This is a genomic window from Streptococcus thermophilus, from assembly GCF_010120595.1.
Taxonomy (GTDB): Bacteria; Bacillota; Bacilli; order Lactobacillales; family Streptococcaceae; genus Streptococcus; species Streptococcus thermophilus.
Map to the genome: position 1 here is coordinate 1,959,562 of NZ_CP038020.1, position 13,192 is coordinate 1,972,753.

Below are 13,192 nucleotides of genomic sequence, written 5' to 3' on the forward strand. Positions count from 1 at the left end.
CGATTTGAGCTTTTTTTAATTTCATAAAATTCCTGAGATAGTCTTAACGACATCACGATTGGCTTCAACATTATGGACACGGACAATCTGACATCCTTTGCTAACAGCATAAGCAGATAAAGCAGCTGTCCCTTGATCACGGTCCTTGGCAGGAATATTTCCACCTAGGAGAAAATCCACAACACGCTTACGAGAAATCCCAAAAAGAACAGGATACCCAAGTCCAACAACTTTGTCCAAGCCCCTAAGCAGGTCAATATTGTGTTGAACATTCTTGGCAAAACCAAAGCCAGGATCAATCCAAATATTTTCTTTAGCTACACCTGCTTCCAAGGCAGCTTGCGTACGTTGACTAAGGAAAGTACAGACATTCTCTGTGACATCATTGTATTTTTCTTCTTTTTGATTATGCATGAGGATAATCGGTACATTTTTTTCAGCTGATAAGGCTAGCATCTGACCATCATAAAGTCCTGCCCAGACATCATTAAGAATATCTGCACCTGCTTCAAGAGCAGCTCTGGCAGTGGCTGTCTTGTAAGTGTCAATACTGATAAGAACATCATATTTTTCCTTAATAGCTTGTATAATTGGTACTATACGAGCAATCTCTTCTTCCTCGGTTACAAATTCCGCTCCAGGTCTTGTAGATTCACCACCTACATCGATAATGCTAGCCCCTTGGGAAATCATACGCTCAACCTGGGCCAATGCATCTTCAATTGTGTCAAAATCCCCACCGTCTGAGAAAGAGTCTGGGGTGACATTCAAGATTCCCATAATGCAGGCCTTACCTGCAATTTCATGTTTACCAATAAACATTTTAACTCCTATTAACTCCTAAAAATCACGCATCAAAGAAAGAATTTCCTTACGTTCTTCACGGTCTTCTTTATAGATGCCTTTAGCAACCGTTGTGATGGTCTTACTTCCTGGTTTTTTAATACCACGCATAGTCATACACATGTGCTCAGCTTCCACCATAACAAAGACCCCTCGAGGATTAAGGGCTTCTTCAAGCGCTGTAGCGACTTGATCTGTGAGACGTTCTTGCAATTGTGGACGACGGGCTGCCACTTCAACAGCACGTGCCAATTTTGATAGTCCTGTCACCTTATCCCCACTTGGCAAATAGGCTACATGAGCCATGCCATAAAAAGGAACCAAGTGATGCTCACACATAGAGTAAAAAGGAATATCCTTAACAAGTACAACTTCATCATGAACCTCTGAAAAAACCGCTGTAAACTGATCTTTCGGGTCTTCATTTAAACCTGAAAACATCTCAGCATACATCTTAGCCACACGTTTTGGCGTATCCAAAAGACCTTCACGCTCAGGATTCTCACCCAAAGCTTCCAATAATTGATAGACTGCTTGTTCTACTTTTTCTTGATTTTCCATAATTTCCTCTTGAAACCTTATAATACTACCTATTATAACTCATTTTGCTTGATTTTTCTTGCAAAAAATAAAATTGTCTAGCTGAATTCTAACCAAAAAAGCGAAAACTCCCCGTCACACGAGAACCGTTTTCGCTTGTCTTTATTTAATCTTTTAAGTGGTAAGAATATGATGAAATGACAATATTTTCACGCCATTTGAGATAATATTTCAATCGTAAACTCGTCTGGTTGTGAAGTATATTTTGCCATGATTTTTTCGGAACAAACTGTGGAATCAAAACAGTCAGAGTCGCATTATCCTTATCAGCCTGAGTAGCCACTTCGTCTACATATTGAATAGTTGACTGTGTAATTGAGCTGTAAGGTGATCGGATATGAACCATCTCGATTTCTGGGAAATATTTTTTAAACTCTTGTTCGATTTCCTTATCCTTATTCTCTGTATCTTTAGTAGACACGTGCATAGCAATAACCTTATCACCAATAGAACGTGCATAAGAAATGGCACCAATATTAGCCTTTGTAACATTTCCCACCAAGATAAGGACAATGTTACCTTGATAATGATGTTCTTTGACTGGGCCATCAATACGCAACTGTTGAGCAACCCCATCGTAATGTTTCTTAATCTTAAGAAACATCCACATCAAAATAGCAATAATTGGGAAGAATGGCCAAATATCCCCTAAACGGAAGAGAATGAGAATGAGAACAATACCGTAACAAATTAAGGCACCTAAAATATTAGCTAAAGAATGCTTCCAGAAACCCTTACCATATTCACGACTCCAATGAACAACCATACCTGTTTGAGAAAGTGCAAAAGGAACGAACACCCCTATTGTATAAAGCGGAATCAAACGTTCCGTATTTCCTCGGAAAATGAATAAGAGAGTAATGGCCCCAATAGCCAGCGTCAAGATACCGTTAGAGTAGGCCATACGTGCACCTTTTTCAAGATAGATATGAGGCATGTATTTATTCTTAGCCATGTTAAAGGACAACATCGGAAAGGCTGAAAAACCAGTATTTGCTGCCACTGCAAGAATCATGGCAGTTGAGAACTGAAAAATATAAAATAAGATACTGCCAAACCATGAATCACCAAGAATTTCCCTAGCCAGTTGCGCCAACATTGTCACACCTGAATGAGGTGTAATACCAGTCCACCAGTTAAGAAAGGTAATTCCAGTAAACATAATTCCCAAAATACTTGACATGATAAAGAGGGTTGATGCCGCATTCTTAGACTTAGGTTTCTTAAAGAAAGGCACTGCATTAGAGATAGCTTCCACCCCTGTCAATGAAGCCGAACCTGAAGTAAAGGCCCTTAAAATAAGAATCACTGACACACCTGTAATCGGTTGGCCTAAATGCGCCGTAGCCGCATAAGGCATATGCCCCGTTAAGATCTGTAAGAAACCATATCCTAATAGGAACAGCGTTGAGGCAATAAAGAGATAAACAGGAACCATCAAAGACTTTGCCGACTCACGCATTCCCCTGAGGTTCAACACCATTAAAACAAGCACCAAAATTATTGAGATTTGAAGATTATAGGGGTGAAGTAATGGAATGGCTGAGGTAATGGCATCTGCACCTGCGGCAACTGAAACGGCAACTGTCAACATATAGTCGACTAGGAGGCTACCTCCAGCTATCAAACCAAATTTAGGTGACAGATTTTCCGAAGTTACCATGTAGGCTCCACCACCTTGTGGATAGGCCTTAATTACCTGTCTGTAAGAAATGGTAAGGCTAATCAAAAGGACTAAAACCAAAATCCCAATCGGGATAGACCACCAAATAGCAGCGCTTGATACAGCCATCAAAACCAATACGACTTGCTCAGGGCCGTATGCGATAGATGATAGAGCATCACTCGACAACATAGCTAATGCCTGAACCTTAGATAATAAGTGATCATCACTGCTATTATCATGGGTCAAGGGTTCACCTATTAAAAAGTTTTTCAGACGTTGTAACATTTTTTCTCCTTACTTTTAAAACACATGAAGTATTATACGCCCCTAATTCTTATCCTTCAAGTCTTAAACAGCACTTTCCTGCTCTAAAATCCATTTTCGAACTTGAGAAATAAAATAAAGAGATCCTGTAATAACATAAAGTTTATCATCATTAGCAGTCACGTGTTCCTCAATCCATGTCTGGAAGTCTGACACTTGTTTATAAGTAACTGGGTACTTGTCCAATTTTACACTATTTGGATACTCAAAGCTTGTTACTGTCAAATCACCGACTGACTCTAACTGAGCCAACATACTATCAATAGGCTTAGTATCAATAGCTGCGAAAAGCAATTCGATATCCTTATCCGCATACTCTGACCTTAACAAATCAATTAAGACCTTAACACTTTCGTTATTATGAGCACCATCTATCATAAGATTAGGCATCAAGAACTCTGTCCGACCTAACCAACTAGCATGAGCCAGTGCATCCTTTATGAGTTCAGGAGTTACTTTAGGATAATCCTTTTGAAGCAAAAGACTAGCCATGATAGCCAAACTAGCATTTGCCACCTGATGTTGACCAGCCATAGCCAAGGCTATACCCTCCAACCTCTGCTCCTTGTAAATAAAATCAAAGGAATGGCTAGACCCTTCAGCGGTGAAATCTTTACCCAACTCATAGGTCTTAGAACCTTCTTCATTCGCCTTCTGTTTAAAAACATCTCGAACGTCAGTACGGTCAGTCGCATAAATAAAAGACGCTCCATTTTTTAAAACACCAGCCTTTTCTGTAGCAATTTCAGCATGAGTATTGCCCAAGACCGCCTGATGATCTAAGCCAATCGATGGACAGATGACCGCTAGAGGACTAAATAGATTGGTAGAATCATGCAGGCCACCCATTCCAGCTTCAATAAAAGCAATATCAACAGGATGGACTTGCCCAAAGTAGAGGAACATCAAGACTGTGATAATCTCAAACTCTGTCGCATTTTCGTGCTCTGTCTCTTTTGGGAGACGTTCAACCACCGGCTTAACACGCTCAACTAAGCCAAGTAGATTCTCTTCTGAAATCATCTGACCATTGATAGAAATGCGTTCTTTGAAATCAATAATATAGGGTGAGGTAAATGTTCCAACTTCATAGCCGGCTTGAGAAAAAATCGTTTGTAAGGCATTGACAGTAGATCCCTTACCATTTGTTCCCACAATATGCACAGCCTTAAGATTGTCCTGTGGGTTTCCTAGTTCTTCAAGCATCCAGGCCATACGTTCCAAGCCAGGCTTAATGCCAAATTTTAATTGACCATGAATCCAATCCAATGCTTCTTGATAAATCATAATTGCTCCTTTTTAAGCTAATGCTTTGACTTAGCCATTAAACTAGTTTTTCTATGAGCCTAATACCACTTTAACCCTCTTATTATACCAAAGATTGCTAGCTATAACCAAAATATAAAAAAGGCAACCCTAGGGTCACCTCTTAAGCTTTCTCTTTTTCGTCAATAACAAGACGAACTTTTTTACCTTGAGTAGGTACCGAATAGACAATCGCTCTTATCGCCTTAATAGTACGTCCCTTTTTCCCGATAACACGCCCAATATCGGATGGGGCAAGATCAAGATGGTACTCCAAAAACTCAGGACCGTCAATAATCTTGATGGTCAACTGATCTGGTGAAGTAATTAAGGGGTTAATGATAGCGATAATAAGATTTTCAATGGTATCCATAGGCTAAAAAATTATTTTGAGAATTTTGATTCGTGGAATTTTTTCATAACGCCTTCTTTTGAAAGGATGTTACGAACTGTATCTGAAGGTTGTGCACCTTTAGACAACCACTCAAGAACACGTTCTTCTTTAAGTGTTACTTGGTTTTCTTCAACGAGTGGGTTGTAAGTACCAACTGTTTCGATGAAACGTCCATCACGTGGAGCACGTGAGTCTGCAACGTTAATACGGTAGAAAGGTTTTTTCTTAGAACCCATACGAGTCAAACGGATTTTTACTGCCATTTTTAATTTCTCTTTTCTTTAGTTTTTTTATTATGGTGGAGGCACTTACTGCCTCTTTACCTTAACTAGTATACCATATCATTTTTATGTGTCAAGAAAAAAACTTGACAGATTTAAATTTTCTACAAAAAACTAGAGACAAGCTCTAACTTCCTTATAGGACTATTTCTTGGTAGTACTATTATGATTTTTTTCATAAGCCACCTTTGCTTCAGCATACTCGACTTCTAAGCCATTAACTGTCGCTTTAGAAGCTTTCTCAGTTCATATATTTGAACTTTTATCTTCATAAATCAATTTCATAATAAAAACACCCCAAAAGTTAGACTTTCTCTATCTAACTTTTGGGGTGCAGTTCAAGTTTGACTAGGCCTTTTTTTTTCCATACTTTTGCTATAATAGAGCCATACCTATCAAAAGGAACTCAACATATGATAATAGATCAGCAACTTGTTTGCTACAAACGCCTTCCAAACTGGACAGCCACAACACTCCCAGAAATGGTGACTCAAAAACATAACACTAAGGTTGGAACCTGGGCTAAACTGACTATTCTATCAGGAACTCTTCACTTTTATGAATTAGATGAACAGGGAGAGATTACTGCAGAGCACCTCTTCACACCTGAAACAGAAATTCCTTTTGTCGAACCACAATCTTGGCATCGAATCGCTGCTGCTTCAGATAATTTAGAATGCTATCTTTCCTTCTACTGCAAGCCAGAGGACTACATGGCTAAAAAGTATGATACTAAAGCCCACTCTGAGGTTCTTGAAGCCGTCCAGTCTGGACATATTAAACCTGGTCGTACCCTTGATTTAGGCTGTGGCCATGGTCGTAACGCTCTTTATTTGGCATCACTTGGACACGAAGTTACTGCCGTTGATATTAACAATGAAGCCACACAACGTATCCAAATGATTGCTGATGAAGAAAGTTACAATGTTAGAGCTGGCTACTACGATATCAATGTTTCTGCTCTTCCTGAGTCTGAAACCTTTGACTTCATCCTCTCAACAGTGGTCTTCATGTTCCTAGATCCTAATCAAATTCCAGCTATTATCCAAAATATGCAAGAGCGTACAGCCATTGGTGGTTACAACCTAATTGTTTGTGCCATGGATACAGAAGAGCACCCTTGTACCATGCCTTTCCCATTTACTTTTGAAGAAGGCGAGTTGAAAAACTACTATAGTGACTGGGAATTAATCAAGTACAATGAAAATCTTGGTCACCTTCACCGTTTAGATGAGCATGGCAATCCAATCGCCCTTCAATTTGCGACCATGTTAGCCAAGAAGGTAACATAAGAACGAATGACTGTAAAAGAACTGATTACAGCTTGACTTATCTTCAAATTAAAAACTAGAAATCCAGCTAAATTTCTAGTTTTTAATTGTTTACAATATCTGCATCCCCTGATTTAAGGTCTGCGTTTTCTGTTTTTTTGACATAATACACGCTACTATTAGTAGTTGGTGAGTAAAGAACAATGGGCGTTTCGTCTTTTTTAGTCGTAAAGAAACAGTGGTGAACAGAAGCATTTCACCATCTCTCATAAACCGAAATAATGGTATACTCAGAATTGCTATTACCAGTTGTAGCCATAGGTTGCATCCAAAGACAGACTATTGTCCTACATCCAACGGATAGGCAAAGAAGAGGATTCATTTGTAATTTCTTTGTATCTAGACTTATTCATCTACTTTCCCCAAGAAACAATCAAACTAGCAGATTGACTAGCCCTGTCATTGGACCAACTCAGATTTTCAGTCTAGGCTTCCTTGGCATGATTAGAATCAGGTGTATCAATACTTGCACTGCTAGATTCGTTTGGCTTATTATTTTCACTAGATGAAGTGATAGTATCCTCTGTTGATGCGAATATCAAGCTAGCCACTGTGAAAGATGACTTAGTCTCTTTATAGTTCAAGAGTCAGACTAATGGCTACTACGATTGCTACGAGGTATTCTAAGAGTGTATAGATATACTTATAATGTTTCGAGACTTCAATAAGGCCAAACTAATAAGCCAGTTGTAGTTCATCAGATTTTGGCTTACGTCCCTGAACTTACTCTTAGCAGGGGGATTAAAGACTTATAAGAGCAGACAGATTCAGTCAAAAGAAGGAAATCAGGAAACCCATGATCAGTAGGAGACTGATTAAGGTTGTAGTGTAAGAGATACCTTGGATAAATCAGGAAGAAGAAACTCATCCCTGGAAAAACGACAAGAGGAAGCACTAGCCCCTGTAACCACCAAATCATAACACTAAGAATGATTTGTACAAAGAAGAAAACCAAAAACAAATCATAAATGCATATTTATTTTTTTCATTGATTGTCACCTCCATCTAGGTTAAGTATAGTCCTCCTATCTTCACTTATCAATCCCATGACTCGTCTGACATCTTATTTTCTGCTACAATAGAAAAAAACAATTCAAAGAAGGAAACTGTACATATGAAATTAATTTCTTGGAATATTGATTCCCTAAATGCTGCTCTTACCGGTGACTCTGCGCGTGCTCAATTATCACGCGCCGTTATCGATACTTTGGTCACTGAAAATGCGGATATCATTGCTATTCAAGAGACAAAATTATCTGCTAAAGGGCCAACTAAAAAGCATTTGCAAATCTTAGAAGACTACTTCCCTGACTATGTCATTACTTGGCGTTCATCTGTTGAACCTGCCCGTAAAGGTTATGCTGGAACCATGTTCTTGTATAAAAAAGAATTGACACCAGTCATCACTTATCCTGAAATCGGAGCACCTTCAACCATGGATTGTGAAGGACGCATCATAACTCTCGAATTTGACACCTTCTTTGTGACACAGGTCTACACACCAAACGCTGGTGACGGGCTCAAACGTCTACTCGAACGTCAAATCTGGGATGAAAAATATGCGGATTACCTAGCTGAATTGGACGCTCAGAAACCAGTCCTTGCTACTGGTGATTACAACGTTGCCCACAAGGAAATCGACTTGGCCAACCCTTCAAGTAATCGTCGTTCACCAGGCTTTACAGATGAAGAACGTGCTGGCTTCACTAATCTCCTCAATAAAGGTTTTACAGATACTTACCGTCACCTCAATGGTGATGTTACAGGTGCCTATACATGGTGGGCCCAACGTAGCAAAACATCTAAAATTAATAATACAGGCTGGAGAATTGACTACTGGTTGACTTCAAATCGTATTGCCGATAAGGTCACAAAATCAAACATGATTGACTCTGGTGATCGCCAAGACCACACACCTATTGTCTTAGAGATTGACTTATAAAATAACTCTAGACCTAACCCCCTAAAAAGAGTAGAACCACTACTCTTTTACTTTACCCAACTAAGGAGAAATGATGAAAAATAAACTTAACCCTACACAAAAGCTTGTTCTCTCAGCTATTATCATGGCCCTATATATCGCCATCCTCTTTATTTCTCAAGCTATTTCCTTTGGTGCTGTTCAGATGCGTCTGGCCACGGCTTTATATGGATTAACCTATATCTTTCCATTTTTGGTTGTCCCACTCAGTCTCGCAAATGCTATTGCTAACTCTTTTGGTGGCCTGGGATTGATTGATGTTGTCGGTGGTTTCTGTGCCAGCTTTTTAGCAACTGGTAGCATCTACCTCATCCGTAAAATTAAGCTATCTAGCTGGTTTATCGTACTCCCAATCCTGCTCGTTCCATCCTTAGTAGTACCAATATGGCTTAGTGCCCTACTTAAACTTCCTTATGTCGCTCTCGTTATTAACCTTATCTTAGGGCAATTAGTTCCTGCAATCTTGGGAGCTGTACTTGTACACGAGCTAGCTAAACGCGGATACAAAGACTGACAAACAAAAACATCTCTGCAATTGCAGAGATGTCAGAATAAAGACAAACATCAAAAACGATGTTTGTCTCTTTTTATATTCACACTTAATTCTTCCATAATCGAATAATATTGGGGTATTTAGATAAAATACCAGGTCTTTCCTACCATCATTTTTACCAATTTTTTGATATTTAAACATGCCAAAGTAAGCCCAACCTTATCTTCCATTTTGGACTTTCCTTTTTCTCTGGTATAACGCAAGTTGTGATATTCTTTAGATGTTCCGAATAACCATTCTATCGTTTCTTTACGGTGTTGATACCGCTCCTTCATCCCACTTTGATGACGAATATCTTCGCAGACTTCTAGGGCGTCTTTCCAAATATGACGCACAACAACTTTTTGGTTCCGGCGACTTTCAGTACAAATCGCTAACAAGAGATAGATCTTACAAATTTTGGAATTGCTTTTATATTCTCTATAACCTTCACGTGTCGTTGTACGATAAGTTAATACCTGGTTCTCTAGACAAAGATAGCAGTCAGAATACTTGTTATAGACAAAGTCTTTAAGACGTAGAAAGTCTCTCCTACCTCTTGGCCTAGTGTAAGGGAATACCGGTATAATCCAATTTTCTAAAAGAAACTTAGCAACACTAGGTGTTTTGTAGCCTGAATCCGCAATAATGAATTCAGGTGAGAAGGGCTCTAACTTGGCTAAAAGAGCAGGAAAGAACTGACTATCATGGATGTTATCTGCTTCAACTGTAAAATCCAAGGCCCAACCGTGTTTATAACAATCTACCTGAGCATTATAAACAAAGACTTCCTTGTGAAACCTACCACATCAAATACCTTTTTCTTTTATTATACTCCTTCAAATCAATAAAAGTCCCCAGAAGTATAACTTCTAAGGACTTTGTCTTCAATCTGAAGCAACCTGACCTAGATTGCTTAAAAGATTAATATTAATCATTTTCGATTTTTTCAGCTTCTGTACTGAATTTTTGTACAATAGCTTCGAGAGCCAATTTGTCTGTATCGGGAAGCGTGATAGCATCATCAGAAATCTCATCAATATTAGCATAGAATTCAATGTGATTCTTAAGATTTTGGAGGTGAATTGGGGCATCGCCACCGTATTCCCCATCCAGATTGATCATCATACGATCTTCACCTAAAGGCTCGATATCTAGCGAACTTGTTTTGATATAAGCAACTCTCTTATCGTAGATGTGCTTGCCACCTTGAAGAACCTGACGAATAAGGTCAACCAATTCAAAGAGGTTGGCCGTTTTAACCATAATTAGGGTAAATTGACCATCATCCAATTTAGCATCTGGAGCAATCATTTCAAAACCACCAACTGAATTGGTCAAGGCAACGAAAATCATAGAAAGGTCGCCTTCAAAGACACCTTGATCGTGCGTAATGCGGACCGGAACTTTCTTAACTTGAGGAAGTAATTCGGCTCCCTTAACAAGATAGGCCAAATAACCAAGGACTGTCTTAAGTCGACTAGGAACACTGTAGGTTAGTTCCGTAAATGACCCTGCAGCCGCAATATTGATGAAGTATTTATCATCATAGGCACGACCAATATCCATCTGAAGGGTTTGATTTTTAGCAATAACCTTGGCTGCTTCAACAGGTTTTCCCCTTGGAATCTTCAAGGCGCGTGCAAAGTCATTTGTTGTCCCTGTGGGAATAACAGCCATTTGAGGACGTTTATCAAGAGGGGCGATCCCAGAAACAACCTCATTAATTGTTCCATCACCACCAGCCGCAATAACCAAATCAAAGCCTGCTTCTGCCGCACGAGTGGCCTCATTTTTGGCTGAGTTCTCATCCGGGGTTGTTTGAAAAGCAGATGTCTCAAAACCAGCACCTTCCAGGATATCCAAGACCTCAGCAACATTTTTCTTCATAATTTCTTGTCCAGATGTTGGATTATAAATTAAGCGGGCACGTTTTTGTTTCATATTGAACTCCTATAAATCCAGCAACCAAGCCTCATCTTTTACTTCAATTCCTAGGCTTTGTGCTTTTTCCAACTTACTTCCGGCATCACTACCAGCAACCACTAAATCTGTTTTCTTAGAGACTGAACCCGTCACCTTAGCACCCAGGGCCTCTAGTTTTGCCTTCGCTTCACTACGTTTAAGATGCTCCAATTTCCCTGTCAAAACAACAGTCTTACCAGATAGAATGGCATCATCTGCTACTTTTTGACCAAGATAGGATAAATTAACACCATAGGATTCCAGTTCTTTAAGAAGAACTTGAGCCTCCTCCTTGGCAAAATAACGCTGGATTGACTTGGCGATAACCTCTCCCAAACCATCTACAGCAGCAATAGCTTGGACATCTGCACTTGCCAACTCCTTGATAGTTCCAAAAGATTCTAGCAATTGCTTACTAACTTTGGCACCAACATGGCGAATTCCCAAACCATAGAGCAGTTTCTCTGCAGAATTTTCTTTTGATGCTTGAATAGCTGCATATAGTTTTTCAGCTGATTTTTCCTTGAAACCTTCTAATTGGAGGAAATCCTGACTATTTAAACCATAGATATCAGCCACCTCTTTAACCAATTCAGCTTTAAAGAGTTTTTCAACCACTGAAGGTCCCATACCTGAGATGTTCATGGCATCACGAGAAGCAAAATGAATAAGACCTTCCTTAATCTGAGCAGGACAAGATGGATTGATACAACGTAGGGCTACTTCATCTTCAAAATGTAAGAGACCACTACCACAAGATGGACATTGACTCGGAACTGGCATCGCTTCTTGTGTTGTACGCTTACTTTCTACCACACGAAGAACAGCAGGGATAATATCACCAGCCTTATAAACAATAACGGTATCACCAATACGAATGTCTTTCTCCGTAATATAATCTACATTGTGTAGGGTAGCTCGGCTAACTGTTGTCCCGGCCAATTGTACTGGGGTCAAATTAGCCGTCGGCGTTACTACACCTGTACGACCCACCTGCCAATCAACCGAGAGAAGTTTTGCTTCCTTTTCCTCAGCTGGGAATTTATAGGCAATGGCCCAACGTGGTGCCTTAACGGTAAAGCCAAGTTCTTCCTGCATGGCCAAACTATTGACCTTGATAACAACTCCATCAATATCATAAGCCAAGTGATCACGATCTTGCCCAACAGCTTGAATAAAGTCCCAAATCTCATCCATCGATGATGTCACAATACGGCGTGGATTAACGGAGAAGCCAAGTTCTGCCACTTCATTCAAGACATCATTTTGTGTCAGGCGCTCAGTGGGACTAGCTTCTTGATAAAAGAAGGTGGCCAAACGACGCTCAGCAACTACTTTCGTATCTAATTGACGAAGAGTTCCTGCTGCAGCATTACGTGGATTGGCAAATTCGGCCTCACCATTCTCCTGGCGCTGGGTGTTGATGCGTTCAAACTCAGCTCGTGGCAAATAACACTCACCCCGAACGGTGATATTAAGCGGTTGATCCAACTTCAGAGGAATATCTGAGATTCGCTTAACATTTTCAGTGATATTTTCACCAACAGAACCATCACCTCGCGTTGCACCTACTTGAAGAATACCATCCACATAGGTTAGAGAAATTGAAAGGCCATCAATTTTGAGCTCGGCCATATAGTCAGCGTTAGGAAATTCGGACTTGACCCTCTTATCAAAGGCATCTAGCTCTTCTCGTGAAAAAGCATCCTGCAAACTATAAAGCGGATACTCATGTTGGTATTTCTCAAAACCATCAAGAACCAGGCCACCCACACGGTGCGTAGGGCTATCCGCCTGAACAAGTTCTGGGTGTTCAGCCTCTAAAGTTACTAACTCACGATAGAGCTTATCATACTCGGCATCTGACACCGATGGATTATCCTCGGTATAATACTCTTTTGCATACTGGTTAAGTTTGTCAACCAGCTCTTTCATTCGTTTTTCCATAGGAACATTTTAACATAAAAGCA

The 13,192-nt window shown here is 39.8% G+C and carries 12 protein-coding genes and 1 pseudogene; 3 read left to right on the forward strand and 10 right to left on the reverse strand.

Annotated features, from left to right (window positions below; all coding sequences use genetic code 11):
- Positions 1-21 precede the first annotated feature (21 nt).
- The 6 genes from folP to rpsP all read right to left on the reverse strand — a co-directional run bounded on the left by folP (position 22) and on the right by rpsP (position 5,395).
- A complete protein-coding gene (folP, locus tag E3C75_RS10260) occupies positions 22-822 on the reverse strand; it encodes a dihydropteroate synthase (protein WP_002953386.1) in 801 nt (266 codons plus the stop codon).
- An 18-nt stretch (positions 823-840) separates the two neighbouring features.
- On the reverse strand, positions 841-1,404 hold the full coding sequence (folE, locus tag E3C75_RS10265; RefSeq protein ID WP_011226385.1) for a GTP cyclohydrolase I FolE: 564 nt from the start codon (positions 1,402-1,404) through the stop codon (positions 841-843).
- A gap of 145 nt (positions 1,405-1,549) precedes the next feature.
- On the reverse strand, positions 1,550-3,394 hold the full coding sequence (locus tag E3C75_RS10270) for an APC family permease (RefSeq protein WP_064355794.1): 1,845 nt from the start codon (positions 3,392-3,394) through the stop codon (positions 1,550-1,552).
- A gap of 63 nt (positions 3,395-3,457) precedes the next feature.
- A complete protein-coding gene (locus tag E3C75_RS10275; protein WP_022097000.1) occupies positions 3,458-4,720 on the reverse strand; it encodes a bifunctional folylpolyglutamate synthase/dihydrofolate synthase in 1,263 nt (420 codons plus the stop codon).
- A gap of 142 nt (positions 4,721-4,862) precedes the next feature.
- Positions 4,863-5,111, reverse strand: coding sequence for a KH domain-containing protein (locus E3C75_RS10280; RefSeq protein ID WP_002951562.1), 249 nt, complete (start codon positions 5,109-5,111; stop codon positions 4,863-4,865).
- A gap of 11 nt (positions 5,112-5,122) precedes the next feature.
- Entirely contained in the window at positions 5,123-5,395 is a 273-nt protein-coding gene (gene rpsP, locus E3C75_RS10285; protein WP_002884675.1) for a 30S ribosomal protein S16, read from the reverse strand.
- A gap of 431 nt (positions 5,396-5,826) precedes the next feature.
- Here rpsP and tehB point away from each other — a divergent pair, with 431 nt between their 5' ends.
- The gene (gene tehB, locus E3C75_RS10290; RefSeq protein WP_002951563.1) at positions 5,827-6,705 is read left to right on the forward strand and encodes an SAM-dependent methyltransferase TehB; all 879 of its coding nucleotides are present in this window, start codon (positions 5,827-5,829) and stop codon (positions 6,703-6,705) included.
- 464 nt (positions 6,706-7,169) lie between these two features.
- On the opposite strand, the gene E3C75_RS11900 is transcribed toward tehB, so the two are convergent.
- Positions 7,170-7,328 carry a hypothetical protein gene (locus E3C75_RS11900; RefSeq protein ID WP_014727655.1) on the reverse strand — a complete coding sequence of 53 codons (159 nt, stop codon included), beginning with the start codon at positions 7,326-7,328 and terminating at the stop codon, positions 7,170-7,172.
- Positions 7,329-7,858: 530 nt separating this feature from the next.
- Between E3C75_RS11900 and E3C75_RS10295 the strand changes: the two genes are divergently transcribed.
- Both E3C75_RS10295 and E3C75_RS10300 read left to right on the forward strand, forming a co-directional pair.
- Complete coding sequence (locus E3C75_RS10295) at positions 7,859-8,686, forward strand: exodeoxyribonuclease III (RefSeq protein WP_022096998.1); 828 nt, start codon at positions 7,859-7,861, stop codon at positions 8,684-8,686.
- A gap of 73 nt (positions 8,687-8,759) precedes the next feature.
- Positions 8,760-9,239 (forward strand): QueT transporter family protein, encoded by a 480-nt coding sequence (locus E3C75_RS10300; RefSeq protein ID WP_002944734.1) that lies wholly within the window; start codon positions 8,760-8,762, stop codon positions 9,237-9,239.
- Here E3C75_RS10300 and E3C75_RS10305 read toward each other — a convergent pair.
- From E3C75_RS10305 to ligA, 3 genes and pseudogenes are all read right to left on the reverse strand, one after another.
- Positions 9,217-10,054 (reverse strand): annotated as a pseudogene (locus E3C75_RS10305) (transposase); the annotation flags it as partial. The gene E3C75_RS10300 and the pseudogene E3C75_RS10305 overlap by 23 nt on opposite strands.
- Before the next feature lie 133 nt (positions 10,055-10,187).
- The gene (locus tag E3C75_RS10310; RefSeq protein WP_011681488.1) at positions 10,188-11,201 is read right to left on the reverse strand and encodes a diacylglycerol kinase; all 1,014 of its coding nucleotides are present in this window, start codon (positions 11,199-11,201) and stop codon (positions 10,188-10,190) included.
- A 9-nt stretch (positions 11,202-11,210) separates the two neighbouring features.
- Positions 11,211-13,169, reverse strand: a complete 1,959-nt coding sequence (ligA, locus tag E3C75_RS10315) for an NAD-dependent DNA ligase LigA (protein ID WP_084829023.1) — start codon at positions 13,167-13,169, stop codon at positions 11,211-11,213.
- Between the last annotated feature and the right edge of the window lie 23 nt (positions 13,170-13,192).

What these genes read in the sequence shown, in the direction of transcription:
- E3C75_RS10310 (WP_011681488.1), bottom strand. Translation starts at nt 11,201, where the DNA reads ATGAAACAAAAACGTGCCCGCTTAATTTATAATCCAACATCTGGACAA.
- E3C75_RS10270 (WP_064355794.1), bottom strand. Translation starts at nt 3,394, where the DNA reads ATGTTACAACGTCTGAAAAACTTTTTAATAGGTGAACCCTTGACCCAT.
- E3C75_RS10275 (WP_022097000.1), bottom strand. Translation starts at nt 4,720, where the DNA reads ATGATTTATCAAGAAGCATTGGATTGGATTCATGGTCAATTAAAATTT.
- E3C75_RS10295 (WP_022096998.1), top strand. Translation starts at nt 7,859, where the DNA reads ATGAAATTAATTTCTTGGAATATTGATTCCCTAAATGCTGCTCTTACC.
- rpsP (WP_002884675.1), bottom strand. Translation starts at nt 5,395, where the DNA reads ATGGCAGTAAAAATCCGTTTGACTCGTATGGGTTCTAAGAAAAAACCT.
- ligA (WP_084829023.1), bottom strand. Translation starts at nt 13,169, where the DNA reads ATGGAAAAACGAATGAAAGAGCTGGTTGACAAACTTAACCAGTATGCA.
- tehB (WP_002951563.1), top strand. Translation starts at nt 5,827, where the DNA reads ATGATAATAGATCAGCAACTTGTTTGCTACAAACGCCTTCCAAACTGG.
- folE (WP_011226385.1), bottom strand. Translation starts at nt 1,404, where the DNA reads ATGGAAAATCAAGAAAAAGTAGAACAAGCAGTCTATCAATTATTGGAA.
- folP (WP_002953386.1), bottom strand. Translation starts at nt 822, where the DNA reads ATGTTTATTGGTAAACATGAAATTGCAGGTAAGGCCTGCATTATGGGA.
- E3C75_RS10300 (WP_002944734.1), top strand. Translation starts at nt 8,760, where the DNA reads ATGAAAAATAAACTTAACCCTACACAAAAGCTTGTTCTCTCAGCTATT.
- E3C75_RS10280 (WP_002951562.1), bottom strand. Translation starts at nt 5,111, where the DNA reads ATGGATACCATTGAAAATCTTATTATCGCTATCATTAACCCCTTAATT.